The organism is Pseudoalteromonas sp. J2K-J979 (genome assembly GCF_058169715.2).
Genome location: NZ_CM200282.1, coordinates 185,960 through 208,054 on the forward strand (window position 1 = coordinate 185,960; position 22,095 = coordinate 208,054).

The 22,095-nt window shown below is 39.1% G+C and carries 23 protein-coding genes; 10 read left to right on the forward strand and 13 right to left on the reverse strand.

Annotated elements, in window-relative coordinates:
* Positions 1–22: 22 nt before the first annotated feature.
* The 5 genes from AC3KVK_RS17310 to AC3KVK_RS17330 all read left to right on the forward strand — a co-directional run bounded on the left by AC3KVK_RS17310 (position 23) and on the right by AC3KVK_RS17330 (position 7,063).
* Positions 23–1,183, forward strand: coding sequence for a type III PLP-dependent enzyme (locus AC3KVK_RS17310; protein ID WP_490310407.1), 1,161 nt, complete (start codon positions 23–25; stop codon positions 1,181–1,183).
* Positions 1,184–1,192: 9 nt separating this feature from the next.
* Positions 1,193–2,443 (forward strand): MFS transporter, encoded by a 1,251-nt coding sequence (locus AC3KVK_RS17315; protein ID WP_490310406.1) that lies wholly within the window; start codon positions 1,193–1,195, stop codon positions 2,441–2,443.
* A gap of 127 nt (positions 2,444–2,570) precedes the next feature.
* Complete coding sequence (locus AC3KVK_RS17320; RefSeq protein ID WP_490310405.1) at positions 2,571–4,289, forward strand: alkaline phosphatase D family protein; 1,719 nt, start codon at positions 2,571–2,573, stop codon at positions 4,287–4,289.
* A 139-nt stretch (positions 4,290–4,428) separates the two neighbouring features.
* Complete coding sequence (locus AC3KVK_RS17325) at positions 4,429–6,012, forward strand: AbgT family transporter (RefSeq protein WP_490310404.1); 1,584 nt, start codon at positions 4,429–4,431, stop codon at positions 6,010–6,012.
* An 82-nt stretch (positions 6,013–6,094) separates the two neighbouring features.
* On the forward strand, positions 6,095–7,063 hold the full coding sequence (locus tag AC3KVK_RS17330) for a Solitary outer membrane autotransporter beta-barrel domain (protein WP_490310403.1): 969 nt from the start codon (positions 6,095–6,097) through the stop codon (positions 7,061–7,063).
* Between the two features lie 50 nt (positions 7,064–7,113).
* On the opposite strand, the gene AC3KVK_RS17335 is transcribed toward AC3KVK_RS17330, so the two are convergent.
* The 3 genes from AC3KVK_RS17335 to dapA form a co-directional block, all read right to left on the reverse strand.
* A complete protein-coding gene (locus tag AC3KVK_RS17335; protein WP_490310402.1) occupies positions 7,114–9,345 on the reverse strand; it encodes a carbohydrate binding family 9 domain-containing protein in 2,232 nt (743 codons plus the stop codon).
* Positions 9,346–9,513: 168 nt separating this feature from the next.
* Entirely contained in the window at positions 9,514–10,821 is a 1,308-nt protein-coding gene (locus AC3KVK_RS17340) for a DEAD/DEAH box helicase (protein WP_490310401.1), read from the reverse strand.
* A gap of 151 nt (positions 10,822–10,972) precedes the next feature.
* The gene (gene dapA / locus AC3KVK_RS17345) at positions 10,973–11,890 is read right to left on the reverse strand and encodes a 4-hydroxy-tetrahydrodipicolinate synthase (protein ID WP_490310400.1); all 918 of its coding nucleotides are present in this window, start codon (positions 11,888–11,890) and stop codon (positions 10,973–10,975) included.
* 190 nt (positions 11,891–12,080) lie between these two features.
* On the opposite strand from dapA, the gene AC3KVK_RS17350 reads away from it, so the two are divergent.
* Entirely contained in the window at positions 12,081–12,731 is a 651-nt protein-coding gene (locus tag AC3KVK_RS17350; protein WP_490310399.1) for a DUF6058 family natural product biosynthesis protein, read from the forward strand.
* Here the strand turns inward: AC3KVK_RS17350 and AC3KVK_RS17355 are convergent.
* The gene (locus tag AC3KVK_RS17355) at positions 12,728–12,991 is read right to left on the reverse strand and encodes a hypothetical protein (RefSeq protein WP_490310398.1); all 264 of its coding nucleotides are present in this window, start codon (positions 12,989–12,991) and stop codon (positions 12,728–12,730) included. The genes AC3KVK_RS17350 and AC3KVK_RS17355 overlap by 4 nt on opposite strands.
* Positions 12,992–13,301: 310 nt before the next feature.
* Between AC3KVK_RS17355 and AC3KVK_RS17360 the strand changes: the two genes are divergently transcribed.
* Together AC3KVK_RS17360 and ykgO are read left to right on the forward strand one after the other, a co-directional pair.
* Positions 13,302–13,550: a type B 50S ribosomal protein L31 gene (locus tag AC3KVK_RS17360; protein ID WP_490310396.1), complete on the forward strand. Its 249-nt coding sequence runs from the start codon at positions 13,302–13,304 to the stop codon at positions 13,548–13,550.
* Between the two features lie 5 nt (positions 13,551–13,555).
* Positions 13,556–13,696, forward strand: a complete 141-nt coding sequence (gene ykgO, locus AC3KVK_RS17365; protein WP_490310395.1) for a type B 50S ribosomal protein L36 — start codon at positions 13,556–13,558, stop codon at positions 13,694–13,696.
* 36 nt (positions 13,697–13,732) lie between these two features.
* Here ykgO and AC3KVK_RS17370 read toward each other — a convergent pair whose 3' ends face one another.
* A complete protein-coding gene (locus AC3KVK_RS17370) occupies positions 13,733–14,113 on the reverse strand; it encodes a cytochrome b562 (RefSeq protein WP_490310394.1) in 381 nt (126 codons plus the stop codon).
* A gap of 168 nt (positions 14,114–14,281) precedes the next feature.
* Positions 14,282–16,522, reverse strand: a complete 2,241-nt coding sequence (locus AC3KVK_RS17375) for an acyl-CoA dehydrogenase (protein ID WP_490310392.1) — start codon at positions 16,520–16,522, stop codon at positions 14,282–14,284.
* Positions 16,523–16,749: 227 nt separating this feature from the next.
* Here AC3KVK_RS17375 and AC3KVK_RS17380 point away from each other — a divergent pair, with 227 nt between their 5' ends.
* Positions 16,750–17,178, forward strand: a complete 429-nt coding sequence (locus AC3KVK_RS17380; RefSeq protein ID WP_490310391.1) for a YybH family protein — start codon at positions 16,750–16,752, stop codon at positions 17,176–17,178.
* 49 nt (positions 17,179–17,227) lie between these two features.
* On the opposite strand, the gene bfr (AC3KVK_RS17385) is transcribed toward AC3KVK_RS17380, so the two are convergent.
* From bfr (AC3KVK_RS17385) to AC3KVK_RS17405, 5 genes are all read right to left on the reverse strand, one after another.
* Positions 17,228–17,713 carry a bacterioferritin gene (gene bfr / locus AC3KVK_RS17385; RefSeq protein WP_490310390.1) on the reverse strand — a complete coding sequence of 162 codons (486 nt, stop codon included), beginning with the start codon at positions 17,711–17,713 and terminating at the stop codon, positions 17,228–17,230.
* Position 17,714: 1 nt separating this feature from the next.
* On the reverse strand, positions 17,715–18,185 hold the full coding sequence (bfr, locus tag AC3KVK_RS17390; RefSeq protein ID WP_490310389.1) for a bacterioferritin: 471 nt from the start codon (positions 18,183–18,185) through the stop codon (positions 17,715–17,717).
* Positions 18,186–18,384: 199 nt separating this feature from the next.
* A complete protein-coding gene (locus AC3KVK_RS17395) occupies positions 18,385–18,867 on the reverse strand; it encodes an MgtC/SapB family protein (RefSeq protein WP_490310388.1) in 483 nt (160 codons plus the stop codon).
* Positions 18,868–19,037: 170 nt separating this feature from the next.
* Positions 19,038–19,253: a hypothetical protein gene (locus AC3KVK_RS17400; RefSeq protein WP_490310387.1), complete on the reverse strand. Its 216-nt coding sequence runs from the start codon at positions 19,251–19,253 to the stop codon at positions 19,038–19,040.
* Positions 19,250–19,378, reverse strand: a complete 129-nt coding sequence (locus AC3KVK_RS17405; RefSeq protein WP_490310386.1) for a hypothetical protein — start codon at positions 19,376–19,378, stop codon at positions 19,250–19,252. Before AC3KVK_RS17405 ends, AC3KVK_RS17400 begins: the two co-directional genes overlap by 4 nt.
* Positions 19,379–19,648: 270 nt before the next feature.
* Between AC3KVK_RS17405 and AC3KVK_RS17410 the strand changes: the two genes are divergently transcribed.
* Positions 19,649–19,882, forward strand: coding sequence for a hypothetical protein (locus tag AC3KVK_RS17410; RefSeq protein WP_490310385.1), 234 nt, complete (start codon positions 19,649–19,651; stop codon positions 19,880–19,882).
* A 77-nt stretch (positions 19,883–19,959) separates the two neighbouring features.
* Here AC3KVK_RS17410 and AC3KVK_RS17415 read toward each other — a convergent pair whose 3' ends face one another.
* Entirely contained in the window at positions 19,960–20,688 is a 729-nt protein-coding gene (locus AC3KVK_RS17415) for a diguanylate cyclase domain-containing protein (protein WP_490310384.1), read from the reverse strand.
* Between the two features lie 148 nt (positions 20,689–20,836).
* Positions 20,837–21,967, reverse strand: coding sequence for a molecular chaperone DnaJ (gene dnaJ, locus AC3KVK_RS17420; protein WP_490310383.1), 1,131 nt, complete (start codon positions 21,965–21,967; stop codon positions 20,837–20,839).
* Between the last annotated feature and the right edge of the window lie 128 nt (positions 21,968–22,095).

Here is a 22,095-nt window from a genome sequence, read left to right on the forward strand (position 1 = left end):
ATCAATTTGGTAGGAAAACGCAATGTATTTATCTGATAAACTTCTTCATTTTGCTTCTCAAGAGATTGCGACTCCTGCGCTCATAGTTGATTTAGACATTGTTGAACGTCAATATCGCAAACTTAATTCTGTGCTGCCTTTTGTTCATTGTTATTATTCTGTCAAATCCAATCCAGCCATGGATCTACTCAAACGTCTTGTTAAGCTGGGCAGTAAATTTGAAGCGGCCAGTCTTAATGAAATTCGTTACTGCCTTGAGGCAGGAGCCAGCCCAAACGATATTCATTTCGGAAACACCATAAAAAAAGAGTTTGATATTGCTCAAGCCCACCAGCTAGGTATCACTAGTTTTGCTTTTGATTGCGAACAAGAGTTACTTAAAATTGCTCAACACGCCCCTAATTCTAATGTTGTTTGTAGGTTAATCAATGATGGCAAAGGCGCACATTGGGGCTTGTGTAATAAATTTGGTTGTTCACAATCACACGCGTTTGAGTTACTTGTTTTAGCTCAATCTCTTAATGTAAATCCGTATGGTTTATCGTTTCACGTCGGTTCACAACAAAAACACCCTCAAGCCTGGTCACGTGCACTTGAAGATGTACAGTCGTTGATGTCTGATTTGAGCCAAATTGGTATCGAGTTAACTCTTGTAAATCTTGGTGGCGGATACCCCGCATCAGGCTATTTAACTGATGAAGATCAACCTATTAATTATGATATCGATTCATTTGCTAAAGAAATCACTAAGTCAATTGATGCGCTTTTTTCAAAAAACCAGACACAGGTTAAATTTATGTGTGAGCCAGGCCGATTTTTAGTGGCTGAGGCTGGGGTCGTTAAAACGACAATCGTTTTGCGCTCCAAACGCCTCCTTAATGAGCAAGAACTCACTTGGTTATATTTGGATGTCGGTAAATTTAATGGTCTATTTGAAGCAACTGACATTAAATACCCGCTTGTTGAGTTAAATAATAATAGCACTGATCGCATCCCAACTATTTTAACCGGCCCTACCTGTGATAGCAGTGATATGTTGACCTATAAAAATCATATTCACCATTTGAGTAGTCAACTAGATATTGGTCAAAGTCTCTTATTTTGTTGCGCTGGTGCCTACAGTAATAGCTATGTCAGCAGAGGGTTTAACGGTTTTGACCCTCTGTCAGAATTTTATATATAAGGATTTGCAATGACAGATCACGCAGAAGCTATCACACAAACCAGTAACCAATCCTTCGGGTTGAGTCTCTTTTCGAATGTAGCCAGCTCATTTATTGCCAGTACATCTATGGGGATGTTAGCCATACTTGTACCTGTACATTTAGCGAATTTGAGCTTTTCAGATTCAACTATCGGGAATGCTCTCGCATTTGAAACCATCGCCTCATTAATGATTTGTTTACTGTTGCCCAACATATTAAGGCGCCTTGGTCTCACGATTGGCTTATTGCTTTCAGCTTTAATCAGAGTGCCAACGATTGTAATTTTTCCTTACTTTTCATCACTTGAGATATTGATCCCAACTATTTTTTTACATGGGATTGGCTGCTATGCCTTACTGATTTTATTGCAAACCTGGGTAAACTCGATCCCATTTAAAAAAAATAAGGGCTTAATGATTGCAATCTATAGTACTTCAATTTCAGTCGGACTCGCTTTAGGGCCTGTCATTGTAAATTTTCTAAAAGAACATCCTGAGATATTTTCCGACTTTACTAAAAATGTTCTGAACTTCACTACGCCGATCATCGGTCATGAACCTGTTGTAGAAAATGCATCAGAGTTTGTCGTTGCCGGTTTGCTTAGTGCGTTGGCATTACTGCCAACCATTTCGCTTCTTCATGTCATTCCTAAAGTCGGATTTTCTGGAAATGCGACAATCTGGCAAACAATCGTTAATTGTAAAGGTGCGATGTACTCAATTGCGATGGCAGGTGTCTCACAATTTGGTGTTGCTGCATTTATTACCATTTACGGTATGAAGAATGGGCTCAGCTTACATGATGCAAGCTTGCTACTCACATCCTTTATGATCGGTTCTTTAATTTTAGAAGTACCTATAGCTTGGCTCTCTGATTATTTTGACCGTCGCTATTTTATTGTCTGGTGCTCTTTTGCCAGTATGGTGTGTGCTGTTTACTTGCCAATTGCAATATATACGCCGCTGCAAGCTTGGGTCTTAGTCTTCATTTGGGGGGGCGTAATCGCTGGAATTTATTCTGTATCCCTTGCTCTAGTCGGAGAGAAATACCCCGATGATGACGAAGCTGTCGCAGCCAATGCAGGCTATTCATTAATGGAAAGTATCGGCGGTACGCTCGGTATCGTGGCGATAGGCTTTTCCATGGAAAAATTAGGAACTGATGGCATGCCTTATGTCATCATGTTCGCAAGTATCTTGTATTTTTCTTTTGCGTTAACCCGTTACCGAATTGAGTAACATTGTAAAGTATTTTTAGGGGCTGAGGCCCTTTTTTGTCTTTTTACGTCAGACTGGTTCGACCTTTTTATATTTATGTCATATTGCTTGTTCAAAATATCGGGATAAATAAAAATAGGTAACCACTATGACAACAATAAACCGTCGCGATTTTATAAAAGCTTCACTAATGGGTTTTGGGGTTGTTTCAACTACGTCACTTTTGACTGGTTGTAACGATAATGATGTGAACGAACAGCTGGCGATCAATGATTTTAAGACTGAGTTTAACCACGGCGTTGCTAGCGGTGATCCTTTAGCAGATAGAGTGATTGTGTGGACAAGAGTCACGCCCGAAGGGAGCCCTTCTTCTGTGATGGTCAGTCTTGAAGTTGCAACCGATGCTGATTTTAGCTCAATTGTAATTCACAAAGTGCTTACCGCATTAGCCACAGCTGATTATACCGTTAAATTGGACGCTATCGGTTTAGATGCCAGCACCCAATACTTTTATCGTTTTAAAACGAATACAGCCATGTCAATAACAGGTCAATTTTCGACACTGCCTATTGGCTCGATCAGCCAAGTTAAGTTCGCCGTGGTATCTTGCGCTAATTACCCGGCAGGCCATTTTAATGTCTACACAGAGATAGCAAAGCAGACAGATCTCGATGCTGTCATCCACCTTGGTGATTATATCTATGAATATGGTATGGGAGGCTATGGCACAGAAAATGCCCAAGCAATAGGCCGCACGTTACCCGAAGATAATGATGGCGAGCTTTTCTCTTTACTTGAATACCGTAAACGATATGCTCATTATCGCACAGATCCTTCTTTACAATCTCTCCATCAACAGCATCCTATAATCGCAATTTGGGACGATCATGAAGTCGCCAATGATGCTCACCATCAGGGGGCTGAAAATCATAATGAAGGAGAAGGTGATTTTCATGCTCGTAAGTTGGCTGCCTTACAAGCTTATTTTGAATGGATGCCGATCAGACCCTTTGTACAAAATGAAACCGAGTCATTATACAGACAGTTCAAATTTGGTGATCTAGTCTCGCTCTATATGCTTGATACTCGTCTAGAAGCTCGCAGCCCACAACTTGACTATAACAATTATATCGATCCTGTCACTGGACAAATCGATCAGGCTGGATTTATTGCTGATTTATCCAACCCTAACCGCGCATTACTGGGCAGTTCACAATTAAACTGGTTACAAAGTCAAATGGTTGAGTCTGATTCAGTTTGGCAAGTTTTAGGGCAACAAGTCTTGATGACTCGGATGACAATCCCAGCTGAATTATTGGCAAGTCTGGCAAATCCCAGTCCCGCAATTGCAGAGCAGTTTCAACAGTTGGGTCAATTACGAGTCCGACAATTAGGTCAAGATCCTAGCTTGAGCGAATTTGATTTAGCCAGAATTAACACTCGTGCTCCCTATAACTTGGATGCATGGGATGGCTACCCAATTGAAAGAGAGATGATTTTTGCAACGGCAAAAGCCTATAATAAAAATCTTGTCGTGTTAGCTGGAGATACTCATAACGCATGGGCTGGTGATCTAACAGATAGTCAAGGTGACAAAATAGGCTTTGAATTTGCCGCACCTTCTGTATCGTCTCCGGGACTTGAAACTTATCTCGGCCTAGATGAGCCCAATGCGCTTGCATTTGAAAAAGGCTTAAATTTCCTTGTTGATGACTTACGTTTTTGTAATATTCGTCAACGTGGTTACATGGCTCTTACTTTCACGACTGAGCAAGTCAACACTGATTGGGTCTTTATCGATAACCTCATGAGTACTGAGTATGAGGTAAGTTCTAATCAGGCGGGTTACCGCGCTAAACACTTATAGCTCCTCAATTTCAAGGCAAATTTAAATTCACTGCAAATCAATTTTTATCGTTATAAGCCGTAAGTCCATCGTATTTTTCTCGAACTTATGGCTTATAAGTGATAGATTTCGCTAATTTTTTGAATTTAGGCGCTGATTTATGGCTGTTAGTACTCCTCAACCGGCACAAAAAAACGGCGGTTTGTTTAACCGCTTTTTAGCAACGGTTGAATATTTGGGCAATATGTTGCCCCACCCCATTACCTTATTTGCAATGTTTTGTGTTGCAATTATCGTCTTTAGTGGCATCGCTGATTGGTTTGGCTTAAGTGCGATTGATCCTCGCCCTGAAGGTGCTAAGGGTCGAGATCCAGACGGTATTATTGAAGTTGTTAGTTTATTAAGTGCCGCAGGCTTACAAAAAATAGTGACCGGCTTAGTGACCAATTTTACAGGCTTTGCGCCTCTTGGTACCGTGCTTGTTGCTTTACTCGGCGTCAGTGTAGCTGAGCATTCTGGATTATTATCTGCTGCAATGCGCGGTATGGTAATGGGCGCTTCGAAACGATTAGTCACTTTCATGGTGGTATTTGCAGCAATTTTATCAAATACAGCTTCAGAGCTAGGTTATGTGGTACTGATCCCATTAGCCGCGATGATATTTCACAGCTTAGGTCGCCATCCACTCGCAGGTCTTGCCGCAGCTTTTGCTGGCGTATCAGGTGGTTATAGTGCAAACTTATTACTTGGCACAATTGACCCTTTACTCGCGGGTATCACCACACCAGCCGCACAAATGATTGATCCGACTTACCAAGTTAGTCCTGAAGCTAACTGGTATTTTATGATGATCTCAACTTTCTTAATCGCAATTCTTGGTACATTAGTCACCGAAAAAATTGTTGAACCTCGCCTTGGTAAGTACAACGAAAATGAAGCAAGTGAGCCACTTCAAACTAATATTCAGCACCTCACACCTCTTGAAAAGAAAGGCCTGATCTGCGCTGGTATCTCTTTATTATTTATGGTCATCTTACTGGCATGGACGGTTGTCCCTGATGATGGCATTTTACTGAATCCTGAAACAGGGCTAATGAAAGGCTCACCGTTTTTAAAAGGGATTGTCGTATTTATCTTCATTACCTTCGGTATACCAGGTTTTGTATACGGTAAAGTCGTCGGTACCATGAAAAATGATGTTGATGTGATTAATGCCATGAGTAAAAGTATGAGCTCTATGGGCATGTATATCGTCCTTGTTTTTTTTGCTGCACAGTTTGTCGCCTTTTTTAAGTGGACAAATTTAGGAACAATTTTAGCGATAAATGGTGCTGCACTTCTTCAAGCACTTAATTTAACAGGACCAGAAGTCTTTGTATTATTCATTTTTATGTGTGCTCTGGTTAACTTAACGCTCGGTTCATCTTCTGCGCAGTGGGCTGTAACCGCCCCTATCTTCGTCCCAATGTTGATGCTGATTGGCTATGCCCCCGAAACGATTCAAGCAGCGTACAGGATTGGTGATTCTGTAACAAACTTAATCACTCCGATGATGAGTTATTTTGGGTTGATCCTCGCTGTAGCTACGAAATATAAAAAAGATATGGGAATAGGGACATTAGTCGCAACCATGCTGCCATATAGTATCGTCTTCTTCTTTGGTTGGGTGCTATTGTTTTATATTTGGGTCTTTGCTGCAGGCCTACCTGTTGGTCCAAATTCCCCCATTTACTACCAACCTTAGTTAATAAAAATGCCAGTTTTCACTGGCATTTTTTTTTCCTTTTCATTTAAACTCAGGTCATTCCATATGACTGGGCTACATTGTGTACATCCGATATCCCTACTTTGTATTTACCTGTTTTTTTACGTTTCCAGCTTATTCTGCTCAATTTGTTAAGCAACAACTTGAGACGCTGTTTGCAACAAGCCATTTACTAACACAAAGTGACGCTGTCACAGTTGGTTATGGCCATTTTGATCCTCAAGCGCTTATAAATCCTACTTTTAAGCACTTGAATGAAAATAACGATAATGACTTTAAACAGCAATTAAATGTCTTTTCAATGCCATTGAGTATTGAAATTGAACCGTTATCACCCGAGGTCAATCTTTCGATACTCGGTCAAATGAGTTATTTAGAGAAAAAACAATCTATCGATTTATTCAATAGGATTGCTGATAGTAATAAAGACTATCTATATAACCTGTCTATGGGTTTACAGGTATCTCAATTTTTCTCTGTGAATTGGCGTATCCAATCCGATATCCACTTACAATATATGCATTATGAAAACGAATTTATATTTAACTCATTAATATCAAAAAATATCTTGGCTCCAGCTGTCAATAATATCAGTGCCAATATCAGTAGTAATGCCCTATTAATCAATCCGAAAGTAGTCAGCGTTTATTCATGGCCTACCAGATGGGGAAAATATGAATTTAAATCTGAGCTGAGCTATTTTTATGGCCGCAGCTATACGCAATCAGAGCAGTTACCCACTGCACGACCAGAAGGCTGGCAATTTATTAATGGTGTGAAAGCTAAATTTGCTGTAGGTTTTATTACAGATGTTCAACCTGCTTTTTATATTAAAGCTCATCGGGTCGATTTAGCTGCAGACAGTAAAGCCGCTTTTGAAGTGGATCACTTTTATGAATATGGCTTAGGTGTGTTATTTGATGTGAGATCTTATACATCCTGGTTTAATAATTTAGGGGTTGGTATAAATATTCACACCGGTAGCGTACTCGATGGTGGGAGTTTAGTGTTTTATTTTAATGAATTTTAAACCAAACGACCTAACAAATACCTTGTTAGGTCGTTTGTTGGTGGTTGATATTACATTTGCCAAGCGTAGCTGAATTTTGTAAAAAATGTTCGTTGATCTTTTTCTAGATGACGTAATGAATCATCCTGATAACCCGCATCTGAATATCCCAAATAAAACAAAGTTTGAGCGTTAATTTTATATGAATAGACTAATTGTGAACCATACTCACGATTGCGCTTATCAACGGGGTAATAATAAGCAGCTTGTTGCCGATCAATATCTTCAAACTGTAAAACCAGCTTTAACATGCTTCGCATATTAAACTTATAATAAGCACGTAAATCGGTCACATTGGCCGTAAATACACGCTGACTATCAGTTTCGAGCTGACTATATTGATGTGACACCACAAATTGTAAATGATCACTTACATCCCAAGTCATCGCTGGCTCAAACTCGAAAGAATCACCTAAAACTGCATTACTGTAATCGATTTTGCTGCCAAGACTCGAATACAAGGTAAACTTGAGGTCTTTAGTCGGTGAGAAACCTGCCTGTAAATATGCAATATTTTGTAAAAAGAAATCATTAAAATAAAATTCGTCTCGATGAATTAAGCCAAGTCTCAAATAAGATTGTAGCTGTGATTCCAGTAACACTGATATTTCAATTTCTTCTTCTAAATCATCACCATTTTGCGCATAGGTTTTTTCCCAATCAGTTTCATACTCCCAAGAAGTTAGAAAACTGCTCTCATCGCCATACCATGTTTGCCCGCCACCAATTTGGAATTTTTTATAATCACTTTTAGTGACAAAACCTAAATCAGCACGGAAGTCTTCACCGACCTCTTCAACACTTGCAAAGAGCTCATAATCTCGATTATCACGATAAAACTCTACTTTGTATGCAGTATCATTTTGATGTTCATCTAGATAAAAAGCGTTCTGTAAAAACAATGAGTTCATAGTATCACTATGAGTAAATTGATATTGAACACTGTCCGTTTGGTTAAACCAATACGCACCACCTACTGACAGCACTGAATTTTCATAATCATCCGTTTCTCTATGAGTAGCCATCACCCCTAACGTATGTTGATTTCCAATATCAAGCTGATAACTACCAATGGCGACTTTAGATTCTTCTTGTAAGTTAACCAACCTTGATCCTTGGTTTGAAGGAATAATAAGACTGGTATTTTGATCGTCACTGAGCATTAATCCATAGCTGTGTACATTTGTTTTACCGGTTAATTTGACTCCAACATCTGGCTCTGCAATATTTCGCGTGTAGACTAAGTCAAAATGATTGTTATCGAAAAAAGATGCACCATCAAGAAAAAACGCACGTCGCTCAGCATAAAACAATGAATAGTTAGTGTTGATATCTAGTTGTGCTGAATCAGCCTCAACAGTTGAAAAGTCAGGGTTAAGCGTAGCATTTAATACCGCATCTTGTGTCACGCCCCAGCGTAAATCAAGGCCTAACTCACTATCAAAATCGCCTTCTTGCCAATCGCCTGGCACATGCTGCTTTTCATCATGGCGCAATGCAGTGTATGTTGGAGTAAGTTGTAGATTCCGGCTCGGCGTTACACTTGATAAACCGGTTATTTTGTCAAATTGGCACAAACTACACACGATATTCCAGTCAAAACCGACATTAGAAGTCTGATATAAAACATCTCGCGGGTAATTTCGCCATACAGCTATACTCCAAGTTTGGCTTTGAGCCTTTTTAGGAAAACGTAACGCAGTAAATGGGATCCGCATTTCAACAAAATATCCTTCAGAAGTGATTTCTGCCGCGCTATCCCAAATCGCATTCCATGAGCTATCTTCGACCCAACCATTAATGTCCGTCATACGCATGTCCCCTTGCGCGCCAAGTGGATTGACGTAAAATTCATAGCCAGTACGCTCATCATTAAATGTATCGATCATCAGAGCAACATTATCATCAGCCCACAAATCATCGCGATCACGTAAAGCTGCTCTAATTTTAGATGGGTCTGGATCAAAGGCTTTAAAAGCGACATACAAATACTCCCCATCTTCAAACAAATACGCATCCGTTTTAACTGGCGGGACTCCACGCTCATTGGGTTCGTTTTGATAAATCAGTGGAATATGAGTGGCTGTAGACCACTCAGTCTCAGTGAGTTGGCCATCAAGGGTTATTTCTGCTTGTTGGTGCACTAATTCAAAGTGCTGTTTCTGGACTGCGGCCCTGGCACTAAAAATAACATTGAATAATAAGATTGAAAAAATAACCACTGCTTTGCTGTTATTAAACATAAATTTCCATATAAATAATAAGTTACGAAAATAAAACTGCCGCATTCTAATTGTAATTAGCGCATTTTGGAACGATTGATTAGCTAAACTTAAACAAAATGTTAACTTTCAATACTTAAGGATGAAAAAAAAGCCCCATCGGGGCTTTTTATTTCTTGTTAAATACATTTATTTTTTTAAGGTCAGTTTATTTTTTTTGACCGCAGCGCGAACGCTAGAAATTTTCTTTCGATTTTTTATTCGTGCTTCACCTTGCTCTTGACCGCCAGGACTGTTCACTCGCGCTTTTCTGCGCCGATGAGCTGGTGTACTGTTAATGTTTTTTATTAACGATTCACGGTTACTGACTTCGAAACCTGGGTAATAAATTCGACGGATCTGATTACCTATCAGCGCTTCGATATTTGCTAAAGTATGCTCTTCTTCACGGCTCACAAATGACACTGCTTGACCTGATTTCCCCGCGCGCCCGGTGCGACCAATTCGATGCACATAATCTTCTGCTAAAAATGGTAAATCTACATTTATAACGCGTTCTAACCCTTCAATATCGAGGCCTCGAGCAGCAACCTCTGTGGCCACTAATACGCGTACTTTACCTTCTTTGAACTCACGTAGTGCACGTCGTCTTGCACCTTGCGTTTTATCTCCGTGGCACATCGCAGCAGTGATGCCATACTGGTTTAATTCTGCAACGACACTCGCAGCTGTGTCACGCATGTTTACAAATACAAGCACTTGGTGCCAATTTTTTCTGCCAATTAACTCACTAAGTAATTCATTTTTTCGACGCTCTTCAACAGGGTAAACGACGTGTTGAACAGTTTCTGCTGTCGTATTATCTTTGGTCGCTTGTACTATTTTTGGTTGTTTCAAAACTGAAGCAGAAAACTTCTTCATCGCACTAGGGTACGTTGCTGAAAATAGTAATGTTTGGCGCTCATCATTAACAGCAGACATTAGCTGTTTGATATCATTAATAAAGCCCATGTCGAGCATGCGATCGGCTTCGTCGATAACGAGAAAGTTAACCAGAGATAAAGAGACATTGCACATTTGAATATGCTCAAGAAGGCGACCTGGCGTAGCCACGATGATATCCGCCCCCTCTTTGAGTTTAATGGCCTGCCCTTTGTGACTAACACCGCCATAAATGGCCGCAACTTTAATATCTAAGTATTGCCCATAACGCTCAAAACTATTCGCTATTTGCTCTGCCAGTTCTCGAGTCGGCGCGAGGACTAACACTTTTGCATTTGAGGCGATACGGTCGCTAGGATTATCAATTAGCTTTTGTAAAATTGGGAGGGCAAATGCAGCTGTTTTACCTGTTCCTGTTTGTGCATTAGCTAAAACATCATGACCACGACGAATATGCGGAATAGCCAGCCGTTGAATGGGACTAAGCTCTGTGTAACCACATTCATCTATCGCTCGTAATATTTCAGGAGCAAAACTAAAAGACTTAAAATTCATTGTGTATTCCTAACGCAGTATTTCACCGCAAAGATGAAAATTTGGCCGCAAATTATACTTGAATAATCAGTCTGTGTCCCAAGTTATCTTTTACAAAGCGTGGTTATTTTTGAAAAAATATGTGTTTGCAAATGGGGCGATGCCCCATTGTTTAAGCCGATAAGATAAAATTAGTCTGATTAAGCATAATTGCTTTTGAACCGACAAGTTGCTCGGAGTTAAACGCATTGATAAGTGGTAAGCCTCGTTCAATTTGTTCATCACTTAGCGGAACATATGGAAGACGAAAAACAGGTTTAACCGCTGATGTCATCATCAAAGCGGTATTAATCGCAATTGGGTTAGGCTCACAAAATAACCACGACATTAATGTTTGGCATTGCTGATTAAGCTCATCATCACGCTCATCCATTAAACGTCTCATGACCGAAGGAATAATATTTGAGGTAACCGAAATAACACCATGTGAGCCATGTAGATGCCGACTATCATGGGCTTCATCATCATTTCCTGACCAACAAGCAATACCTTGTTGCTCATATTCTGCAATTCGTTCATTGCCTGCGCATTCTTTTATGCCGATAAAATGACGATGTTGACTCAGAGGAATAAGTAATTGAGGAGTGAGATCTTGCCCTGTACGGCCCGGTACGTTGTAAATGAATGCAGGTCCAATCTCAAGCAAACGCGCTAAATGTTCAGTGACTCCAGTCAAAGATGTACGCCCGTAATACGGATTAATCTGTAAAGCAGCATCCATCCCTGTTGCAAAACCATATTCAGTTGCTTTGATTGCTTCACGGGTGTTATTACTGCCTGTATTGCCAACAATAATGAGGCGCGATGAGAACTTTGCCACACTATGGGCTATTAGCATTAAATGCTCTTCCCAATTCATCAACTGGCCCTCACCAGTTGTTCCACCGACAATAATGCCATCAACGCCACTGGAGATTTGAGCTTCAACCAATGCATCGTAAGTCTTAAGATCGATTTCGCCATTTTCAAGGTAAGGTGTTTTAATCGCGGTGATGAGAGATGCATTTTTAAGTTGTTCGATTGAGCGCATGATGATTATTCTATCCAATAAAAAACTGCACACGTTTTACCATAGTTCACTTTTATTTCCGAGCCCTTAGTCAAAAAAGTCTTTCGAACGAGCAAATAAATAATCATTTGACCAAATAGTAGTTGTAAAAAATGATCCTCTTTGCCAAAATAAATACTGTATATAAAAACAGTGTGCTTATAGGTCTATTATGAGTTTAATCGAATACCTTTCTAATTATTATTTTGATCAATCGGCATTGCTTCAGAGCTGTCAAATTGATGAGGAAGTACTCAGTGATTGGCAAGAAAAAGGGTTATTTCCTAAGCCTGCTTACCGTCTAAAAAGTCAGATAGAATGCAGCTCTTATCATGGCTTACACCAGTGTACAGAATATTGGGATTATTATCCTAGGGGCTATGTGAAATGGGCAAAAGTAATCAATAGCAAACCCGAGATCACTTCTTCAAAAGCATTTGAACTATTTTTAAACCAATATGGCCAGCACCTCAATAACTTGGCTCAGCAAGGTTTAATCAGCTCGGATGAATCATTTAACGAAGAATTTTCAGAGCACGCTCAAAATCAATGGCAGCATTTTCTAAATGGAAAATTTGGATTGCTTACACAAAATGGATTTGTAGAGGAAATTGTTGAAATAGAGGTCGCTATAAGCCTTATATCAGGCATTACAGAACTACACAGTAAACCAGAATTAGACGCAGATGAAAAATTACTGGTGCGAACAGCCATCAAAAAGCTGAATAAGTCTTTGAGCCATTTTGCTCCCCATGAACGCGAAACCAGTTATCGCAAACGCTTTATAGACGATACTATAAAATTATATAGCCTGAAGGCTTAATGGCTGTGTTCAAAACGACCACGGCTGATTTCAAATGCTTGGAGTATTTTTTTGTCTAAGTCGCTTAAATTATCCAACCAAGCATCAACCATTTCATCATCATCATTTTCACTCATTGATTGATAATGAGCTAAGAGGTTAATTAAATTTTCGGCTGAAATGTTAGCTTCATTTATTTGACCAAATACATCTAATTTTTCATCTTGGGCCTTAATTGCGGCTAAACAAGTCGAGTTCAGTTCAGTACTTTGTTTGTCCATCTCACATGCTCCTTAACAAGCGTTACTTATCTTGTTATACCAGTGTTACATGAATTAGCCAGTCTAATTTTGTCTTCCACACACTGTTTGCTGTTAAAGTAAACACTTTTTTGATTTTTTAGCAAAAACAGTCAAGTTAGCTGTGAAGTGAATAAAGCAATAAACCTGAAATCTTTCCAAATACCTATTCTCATCGCTTTTTTATAAACAATTGTCGTATGTTTTCATTTCATTTTTATGAAAATGATATTGATTCTCATTAATAAGTTATTTATAGTTATGTTATCTTATAACACTCAAGAGCAAACCAATGAAACCAAATATTCACCCTGCCTACCAGCAAGTTGCTTTTCATGATACTGCTATCGATAAATATTTTATCGTAGGTTCAACTATCGCGACAGATCGAACAATTGATATTGATGGCGTAACTTACCCATATTACCCAATAGATGTGTCGAGCGAATCCCATCCTTTCTATACTGGAAAACAAAAGCTGACCAAGTCTGATGGCCGAGTTGCTCAGTTTAATCGTCGTTTCAAGAATTTAGCGAGTTAAGAACCATGAAAGTATTGAGTTCATTAAAAAGTGCTAAGACACGCCATAGAGATTGCCAAGTAGTTAAACGAAAAGGTCGTGTTTACGTGATCTGTAAAACAGAACCACGCTTTAAAGCGGTGCAAGGAAAAAAGAAAAAGCGCTAAGCCTATCTATAAATAATAGGCACAAATTGCTGCCTATTATTTACCAAACAATAAATCCCAAAAGCTCGGTTCATGTAATTTATGATATTGCTTTCGTAATTTATCAATAGGTTTTAGGTGTGTGATGGCGTGTTCAAACTTTCCTGCATGATTGAAAGCTTGGGCTTGCTCTACAATTTGAGCTACTTTTTTGAGTCCTTCTAAAGATTCTGTTTTTTTATCATTAAAGTTAAATTTTTCACTTTGCTTAAGATAAACCAACATTTCCTTAAGATGAATCTCTAACGATTCTGAATCCTTCGATTGAATAGCATTTTTATAACTCAGCCCCATGTTTTTCATTGTTAAAGACAAATCATTGGTCTGAGCGACTAAAAATTGACTAAAAATTGCCAGTACTAAAATTAGATATTTCATACACCTCCTCATAATCGAGCGTCAATTATAAGCTAAGGCTACCGGACAACCAAGTGTAAAGCCCCTTTACGCGATCAAAAAAGCCTCGCCGAATAGGCAAGGCTATTGAGAAATAACGCTATGCAATTTCACTCGACAACCATAGCGTTCAATCATTGTTGAAATGTATTATTGATTAGCTACTTTTAGCTCTGATTGTTCAGCTAAAATATTCAAATCAAAATCATATTCATCGACACGAATTGCGCGTTCGCGTTTTAAGTTGTAATCAACAAGCTTTTTGTGTTCATCCTCATTGATCACATTGGCAGCTAAAGCATTTTCTAAAGTTTGTGAAAAACGAACCCCTGACTGAATTTTTTTGCTACGAAGCGCCATTTTCACCGTTTTTAGTAAATCTAAACAATCAAGTTTCGCTTTATAAGCTTGTTCATTAATATAATGACCATCACCAGGGACAGACTTAACTAAATGGGTTAGCTTTTTCTTAAAACTTGTATCAAGTTGAGCTTGTTCGGCCAGTTCACGAATCAGATCGTCAGAGATTTTTGGCATTTTAGCGCTATAAGTCATGGTAATGAAGCGCATGAATTTGCGTGTTGCGCCTGATGGGAAGTTATCTAAGAATGCCAATAAAGCATTTTCGGCATTCATTAATGACCAACGAGTCGCATAGTGGAAATAAGGCGCGGCTTGCGCTCTTTCTTCAGCCGTGACTTTTTGCTCATAAAAACGAATACACGCCATCGCTGCATACAAGTAACTCATCACATCACCCAAGCGTGCAGATAATAACTCTGCCTGTTTGAGCTTGCCACCTAACACTAATAATGAGAAATCAGCATAGACTGCGAGTTTAGACGCAAGCTTTTGTACTGATTTTTCATACGGTTTTACTTCTGCCAACGTAGACGTGGCACTTGCAGTAAAAGGCATTAAACCTAAACGGAATGAACGTAAGCTGTTTGCGACACTGTACCCGACGGTCTTTCTGAAAATTTTATTAAAATCTTTATCAGCTTGTTTCTCATCACTATGAATTGCCTCAACCATAGATTGAAGATATGGGTGACAACGCATCACACCTTGACCGAAGATCATCAAGTTTCGTGTTAATATATTAGCCCCTTCCACAGTGATGGCTATTGGCTGTGCCACATATCCTTTAGCAAGTGTATTTTGAGGCCCGCATTGAATCGCTTTACCTGCTTGAATATCCATTGCTGAATCAAGTGTATCGCGGCCTATTTCAGTCATATGATATTTTGCAATAGCCGTAACAACTGAGGGTTTCAAACCAAGACCTAGTCCTTCAGTTGTAAGAACTCGCATAGACTCTTGTAAAAATGTTTTACCAGCAATATCAGCTAGTTTTTCTTGGATACCTTCAAATTGACCTATCGATAAACCAAATTGTTCACGTACTGCAGCATATTCACTTGCAGATTTTAACGCCACGTGACTCGTTGAGCAGCCCAAGGCCGGTAATGAAATACCTCGACCAGCCCCTAAACAGCTCACCAGCATTTGCCAGCCACGACCGATATTTTTTTGGCCGCCAATGATGAATTCCATTGGAATAAACACGTTATTACCACGAGTGGTTCCGTTATAAAAGCGGATCCCCATCGGATCATGTCGGTTACCCAATTCTACGCCTGGATGTTGCTTCGGAATGAGGGCGCAAGTAATGCCTAAATCTTGTTTGTCACCAAGTAACCCATCAGGATCGCGAACTTTGAATGCAAGACCTAATACAGTCGCAATCGGAGCAAGGGTAATATATCGCTTATCCCAAGTAACATTAAGACCGAGTACTTCTTTTCCTTCATACATGCCTTTAGTGACCACACCGATGTCAGGAATGCCGCCAGCATCAGAGCCCGCTTCTGGGCTAGTCAATGCAAAACAAGGGATATCAGTGCCGTTAGATAGGCGTGGTAACCAGAAAGCTCGTTGCTCATCAGTACCGTAGTGCATTAATAATTCACCAGGGCCCAATGAGTTAGGCACCATGACAGTAACAGCAACACCTGAACTTTTTGTTGCGATAGTGGCAACTATGGTCGAATTTGCGTATGGGCTAAATTCGCGACCTCCAAATTCTTTGGGAATAATTAATGAGAAGAAGCGCTCTTTTTTCAAAAAGTCTAAAATATAATCTGGTAAATGTTTACCATTTTGTATTTCTGTATCATCTATCAATTCTAAGAGCTCAGTGACAGGCCCGTCGAGGAATGCTTGCTCTTCTGCAGACAACTCCGCTTTAGGCACAGCACGTAGTGCAGAAAAATCAGGCTTCCCCTGATAGATAGATCCTTCTAACCAAACATCTCCTGCATCAAGTGCTTCTTGCTCTGTAATAGAGATACTTGGTAATACTTTTTTTAATGTAGTTCTTAAGCTCATAATCAACTCATCCGACCAGATTCAATAAGTACTATTACGTCACAAAATTCGAATTAGATCAATTACTCTAAATAATATTTTTTACATTTTATTTAATAAAATGTAATCTAATATTCTATTTTTTATTTATATCAATATGTTAGTAGATTTTTATCGGCAGATTTATTTCAGAAATAATACAAAGCTGATAATACAATCTCGTGATTTTTCTTAAATTGAGAATGCCAATGACTTTTTTCAAACGTACATTGCTAGTTTTACCTCTTTTGCTCATGTCTTTGTTCGCGTACGCAAACCCAGACAAGGTTAACATTTTAGCGATCATGAAAGCTCAAGAAAATGCATGGAATCAAGGGCTATTAGAACAATACATGGCCGGTTACTGGCAATCTGAAGAGCTTCAGTTTGTTGGTAAAAATGGCATTAAATATGGCTGGCAAGCCACCTTAGATAATTACCAACGCAGCTATCCATCAAAGGCAGCGATGGGACAATTGAAGTTTGAAATTTTGTCCATAGAAACAACAGATCAAACCGCATTTGTACTAGGAAAATGGACTTTAAAAAAAGCAAACGAAGCTGTTTCTGGTTTTTATACTTTACTATGGAAAAAAATTGAGGGGGACTGGAAAATCGTCATCGATCATAGTAGTTAATCAGAGGCTGAGTTAATAAGATCACTCTATATTAACTCAGCCAACTAAATTAACCCGGTGAGCCTGCGCTCATTTGAGACTGAATATAATTGGCAATACCAATTTTGTCGATTAATCCGAGATGTTGTTCTAGCCAATAAATATGGTCAGTCTCGGTATCATTTAACAATGTTTGTAGCATATCACGCGTGACATAATCTTGTTGCTGCTCACAAACCGTCATAATATTTCTTAAACTCTCAGCTACAACTTTCTCTGCAGCCAAGTCATTTTTTAACATTTGCTCAACATTGTCACCAACGTTAATGGGCTCACGCGACGCTGTATCTGCTTTGCCTTCTAAAAAAAGAATACGCTCAATAATTTGTTTCGCGTGGTCTAGCTCTTCCTCGTATTCGTGACTAAGTTGTTTATGTAGTTTCTCGATCCCCCAATCTTCATAAAGCTTACTGTGAGCTAAATATTGATCCATTGAAGTGAGCTCTAATGTAAGCTGCTTATTGAGCAAGTCGATAATATTTTGATGGCCTTTCATATTAATCCTCCATCATACTTTGTAGATAATTAGCTAAACCAATATTGCTGATTAATGATTGTTGAGTTTCAATCCAATCAACATGCTCTTCTTCATATTCGAGAATATCATTCAATAATTCACGACTCACATAATCTTGTTCCTGCTCGGCTAAAGCGACGGCTGAGCGCAACAGAGCAATTTGGTCAGTTTGAAAATCCAAATCACATTGCAACATCTCGGGAGTTTCTTCGCCGATGAGCAATTTTCCTAATTGTTGCAGGTTAGGCAGTCCCTCAAGAAACAAAATTCGCTCGATAAGATCATCAGCTTGTTTCATATCTTTAATTGACTTTTTATATGATTTTTCATTTAACTCACTCAATCCCCAGTTTTTATACATGCGTGCATGTAAAAAATACTGGTTGATAGAGGTGAGTTCAGATGTAAGCACCTGATTTAACATTGATAGTATGGTAGGTGACCCTTTCATGATAACTCCGCACATTGCATGACACGCTATTAATTAGTACTAACAGCTTAGCAGTTATCTGTCTGTTTTAAATGAATTTGTTAGAACGTTTAGCAGCTAAAAACTGAATAAGCACAGTTTATAAAATAAGCAAGTAAAGATAAAAATAGGAGTGATTATTATTAATAGAAAGAGCCCTAAAGGGCTCTAAAAATAAGATTTATTTATGTTTGTTTTTCCAACTATTAAACTTACTATGAACGCCTCGGGTCAAAGAGGCAAAATACTCTTCCATCACATCGACACCATACAGAATTGCTACCACCAAAACAGATATTTTTATTGCTGTCAGCTCTCCAGCGACATAAATTGCGACACCAATGGCAGCCAATACCCAAATAGTTGCAGCTGAGGTGACCCCCACGACAATCCCATCTTTTGCAAGCATCACACCCGCCCCTAAAAAACCCACACCGGTCACTACTTGGCCAATAATTCGTGATGTATCCGTCATGTCATTGTTCAGCGCATTCGAAGCGGCTATAAATAAATATGTGCCTAACACAATCAGCGCAGAAGTACGTATCCCAACTGGTTTACCCCTAAGCTGCCTTTCTAAGCCAACAATAAAACCACATAAAATCGCACTGCCAATTTTACTCCATTGAAATGGGGCGATAGATAGTAACTCGAAAATTTGCACAATGACTCCAGCTTTAGTTTAAAACGCAGAACTTAGGCCAATATTCATTTAGGTTCAAGTTAAATCATTGAGCTACATTCATTTTATATAATCACAAGCAAGAATAGCTGCCGAACTAGCCATATCAACTTACCTTGAAGTTATTATTTGTTATCTTTGAAATGATAAAATTAGCGTATTAAAATTCGCTCAATTTGCTGCTCGATAACACTTAATTGCTGCTTTAGTACATTTAATTTAGCTTTATTTGGGTTTTGCTTAGCCTGAATAAGGTTATAAAGACTGCGTTTGGCAATACCAAATTCAACCGCAACTTCAGAGATCAATCGCTTGTTAGTTAATACTTCATCAATTGCGGCCAGCTTTTTCTCTATCGAAACAGTCATTGCGTCTTTCCTCGAGCACCTTCTTGACTTGCATCTTTGCCTACAGGCCATTGGCTAATATCAATTGCATACAAGGTATAAAAATAGTCGTATATTAAAAATGGAATTTCTAACCACTGTTTCATATCAATTCTCCAAAGTAAAACAAGAGTAAATCAACTTCTGTGCCAATACTCTATTAGCCTTTAACTCATTAATTTAAAAAATAAAATTTAAATTAATATTCTGCTCTAACAATGAAAGTGCTCGAAAACGTGCTTTCTTGAACCAAAATGAAGCACACATATAAACATTAGTTATGGTGTTAGCGCTTTAAGTTATCAGCACTTTCGATTTCCATACTAGACTTTAGTCTTATGTGTACTTCATTTATGAATCTTGTTGGAGTAATTATTATGAAACCATCACACAGAGTATTAAAGCCGATTGCAATTTCTCTTATGACACTATGTTCTTTGCATTTGCTAAGCTCCGAATACACAGACTGGACTCAAAAGTTAGCCTGCCAAGCTAAATGTGACTCCTTAGGCTTTGGCAAATGTGTTTACCTCAGCGATTCACAAACTCAACATCAAGAAGAGCAATGCCGTTGCCAGGCTGAAGAAGCGGTTTATTTAGTATTAAATTAGCTTTGGTGGGAATGGTTAGCGAAGCTTTCTCGTAAAAAATACGATTTTATCCACGAACTAGTATAGAACAACGAGTTTTAGCTTCCTAACGAAGTCGTTTCTTTGTTCAACCTTACTTGCAATAATTCATCATCTAAGTATTCAAAAATATCATTTAAGTTTGTGTAGCGCGTAATTGTTGTGGAGACAATATTTATTTTTAACCAACTATACGTCTCGTATCGACTTGATAAGTTTATTGCACTGAGCCTCGCAACTAAGTCCCCTACTGATTTTTTATCAAGATTAGGGCAATAGACAAAATATTGTTGGCCATTGCGATAAGCTAAAACTTGATTGCAATCGAGTACTTGTGACAATTTATACAAGACTTCGATGCTAATTTGCTCGGTTGCTGCTAAGCCTAGTTCATTTTTTGAAGTTTCTAAGCCGTCAATATCAATCAACAAAAAAGAACACGGATAATCAGCTTGTCTTTTCATTTGCACCACCAAGCGCTCTAGCGCTCGCTGGTTAGGTAATTGTGTGATTGGATCAAGCATAGCTAACTCTTCGCAATATAAAGACACTAATTTAGTATCTTGCCAACGACGGTAGGCAAAAATAGCGAAAAAAAACACCATCAAAAAAATGGCAGAAAACACTTCATCTAATTCAAGAAACTCAAATTGTCTCGAATATGAATAGACAAATTCAAGGAAATCAAATTGTGCGGATACGATAAAACACAGCGTGAATAATATCCCTAACACGACTAAATCTAGTTTTGTCCGTTTAATAAGCTTTGTTTTTACAATATCTAGCAAGAAAACCCCAAATGACAGCGCTGACACCCCATATTACTACGTAATCTAGATGCTGCAAATTTATTTAATAAAACTCAATAGACTTATTACTCAATAATTTGCAAAAAAAAAGCGCTGAACTATCAGCGCCTTTTATTGTAGGTGAAGTCTATTTAGTTAAATCATCAAAAAATTTCTTCACACCATCAAAGAAACCTTGTTCTTTAGGGCGGTTTTTTGCACTGTCGCCACCCATGCTTTCCTCTAATTCACGCAATAAATCTTTTTGGCGTTCATTAAGATTAACCGGTGTTTCAATAACCACTTTACAAATCAAATCACCAACTGATCCACTTCGCACTGACTTCACGCCTTTGGCACGTAAACGGAACATTTTATCGGTTTGACACTCGGATGGTATTTTTAGTTTGGCACGACCATCAAGTGTTGGTACCTCAACATCTCCGCCAAGTGCAGCAGTTGTGAAACTAATGGGCACTTCACAGTATAAATTGTTGCCATCACGAACAAAAATAGCATGTTCACGAACAGAAACTTGGACATATAAGTCTCCCGCTGGAGCCCCATTAAGACCAGCTTCACCTTCACCCGATAAACGAATGCGATCACCGGTATCAACACCCGCTGGGATTTTTACTGAGAGCGTTTTGGTTTTTTCTACCCGGCCTTGACCATGACATTTATTACATGGATCTGAAATAATTTGGCCCCGACCATTACAGGTAGGACAGGTTTGCTGAACAGCAAAGAAGCCCTGACGCATTTGCACTTGACCTGAGCCATGACAAGTACCACATGTTGTCGGCTTAGAGCCCGCTTTAGCACCGCTACCATCACAAGGATCACATGATACCCAAGTTGGGACTTTTATTTCGACACTTTTACCACGAACGGCTTCTTCTAAGCTCAGCTCCATGTTGTAACGTAAATCAGCGCCACGCTGCTGGCGAGACTGTCGTCGACCGCCGCCACCGCCGAAGATATCACCGAACACATCACCGAAAATATCACCAAAGTCACCTTGACCACCGCCAAAGCCACCATGACCGCCTTGTTCAAAGGCTGCATGCCCATATTGATCATAAGTTTGACGCTTTTGACTATCGGTTAAGATCTCATACGCTTCTTTGACTTCTTTGAATTTTGTTTCTAAGTCTTTATCGCCTGCTGTACGGTCAGGATGGTATTTCATCGCTAACCGTTTATAAGCTTTTTTGATGTCGCGTTCGCTGGCGTCTTTTGCTACACCGAGTACTTCGTAATAATCGCGTTTTGACATAATTTACAACTCTACCCTATCTCAGCCCGAGGGCATTTGGCTCTCTTGATGCCTCATTACCCAAGCTTGATGCGGGTAAAAACAGCCCTTTATAATCTCAAATTTCACATAGACTAAGGGCGCGTTAG

Bases quoted from the DNA above. Each gene is read 5' to 3' on its own strand.
- AC3KVK_RS17310 (WP_490310407.1), top strand. From the start codon at position 23: ATGTATTTATCTGATAAACTTCTTCATTTTGCTTCTCAAGAGATTGCG.
- AC3KVK_RS17315 (WP_490310406.1), top strand. From the start codon at position 1,193: ATGACAGATCACGCAGAAGCTATCACACAAACCAGTAACCAATCCTTC.
- AC3KVK_RS17320 (WP_490310405.1), top strand. From the start codon at position 2,571: ATGACAACAATAAACCGTCGCGATTTTATAAAAGCTTCACTAATGGGT.
- AC3KVK_RS17325 (WP_490310404.1), top strand. From the start codon at position 4,429: ATGGCTGTTAGTACTCCTCAACCGGCACAAAAAAACGGCGGTTTGTTT.
- AC3KVK_RS17335 (WP_490310402.1), bottom strand. From the start codon at position 9,345: ATGTTTAATAACAGCAAAGCAGTGGTTATTTTTTCAATCTTATTATTC.
- AC3KVK_RS17340 (WP_490310401.1), bottom strand. From the start codon at position 10,821: ATGAATTTTAAGTCTTTTAGTTTTGCTCCTGAAATATTACGAGCGATA.
- dapA (WP_490310400.1), bottom strand. From the start codon at position 11,890: ATGCGCTCAATCGAACAACTTAAAAATGCATCTCTCATCACCGCGATT.
- AC3KVK_RS17350 (WP_490310399.1), top strand. From the start codon at position 12,081: ATGAGTTTAATCGAATACCTTTCTAATTATTATTTTGATCAATCGGCA.
- AC3KVK_RS17355 (WP_490310398.1), bottom strand. From the start codon at position 12,991: ATGGACAAACAAAGTACTGAACTGAACTCGACTTGTTTAGCCGCAATT.
- AC3KVK_RS17360 (WP_490310396.1), top strand. From the start codon at position 13,302: ATGAAACCAAATATTCACCCTGCCTACCAGCAAGTTGCTTTTCATGAT.
- ykgO (WP_490310395.1), top strand. From the start codon at position 13,556: ATGAAAGTATTGAGTTCATTAAAAAGTGCTAAGACACGCCATAGAGAT.
- AC3KVK_RS17370 (WP_490310394.1), bottom strand. From the start codon at position 14,113: ATGAAATATCTAATTTTAGTACTGGCAATTTTTAGTCAATTTTTAGTC.
- AC3KVK_RS17375 (WP_490310392.1), bottom strand. From the start codon at position 16,522: ATGAGCTTAAGAACTACATTAAAAAAAGTATTACCAAGTATCTCTATT.
- AC3KVK_RS17380 (WP_490310391.1), top strand. From the start codon at position 16,750: ATGACTTTTTTCAAACGTACATTGCTAGTTTTACCTCTTTTGCTCATG.
- bfr (WP_490310390.1), bottom strand. From the start codon at position 17,713: ATGAAAGGCCATCAAAATATTATCGACTTGCTCAATAAGCAGCTTACA.
- bfr (WP_490310389.1), bottom strand. From the start codon at position 18,185: ATGAAAGGGTCACCTACCATACTATCAATGTTAAATCAGGTGCTTACA.
- AC3KVK_RS17400 (WP_490310387.1), bottom strand. From the start codon at position 19,253: ATGACTGTTTCGATAGAGAAAAAGCTGGCCGCAATTGATGAAGTATTA.
- AC3KVK_RS17405 (WP_490310386.1), bottom strand. From the start codon at position 19,378: ATGAAACAGTGGTTAGAAATTCCATTTTTAATATACGACTATTTTTAT.
- AC3KVK_RS17410 (WP_490310385.1), top strand. From the start codon at position 19,649: ATGAAACCATCACACAGAGTATTAAAGCCGATTGCAATTTCTCTTATG.
- dnaJ (WP_490310383.1), bottom strand. From the start codon at position 21,967: ATGTCAAAACGCGATTATTACGAAGTACTCGGTGTAGCAAAAGACGCC.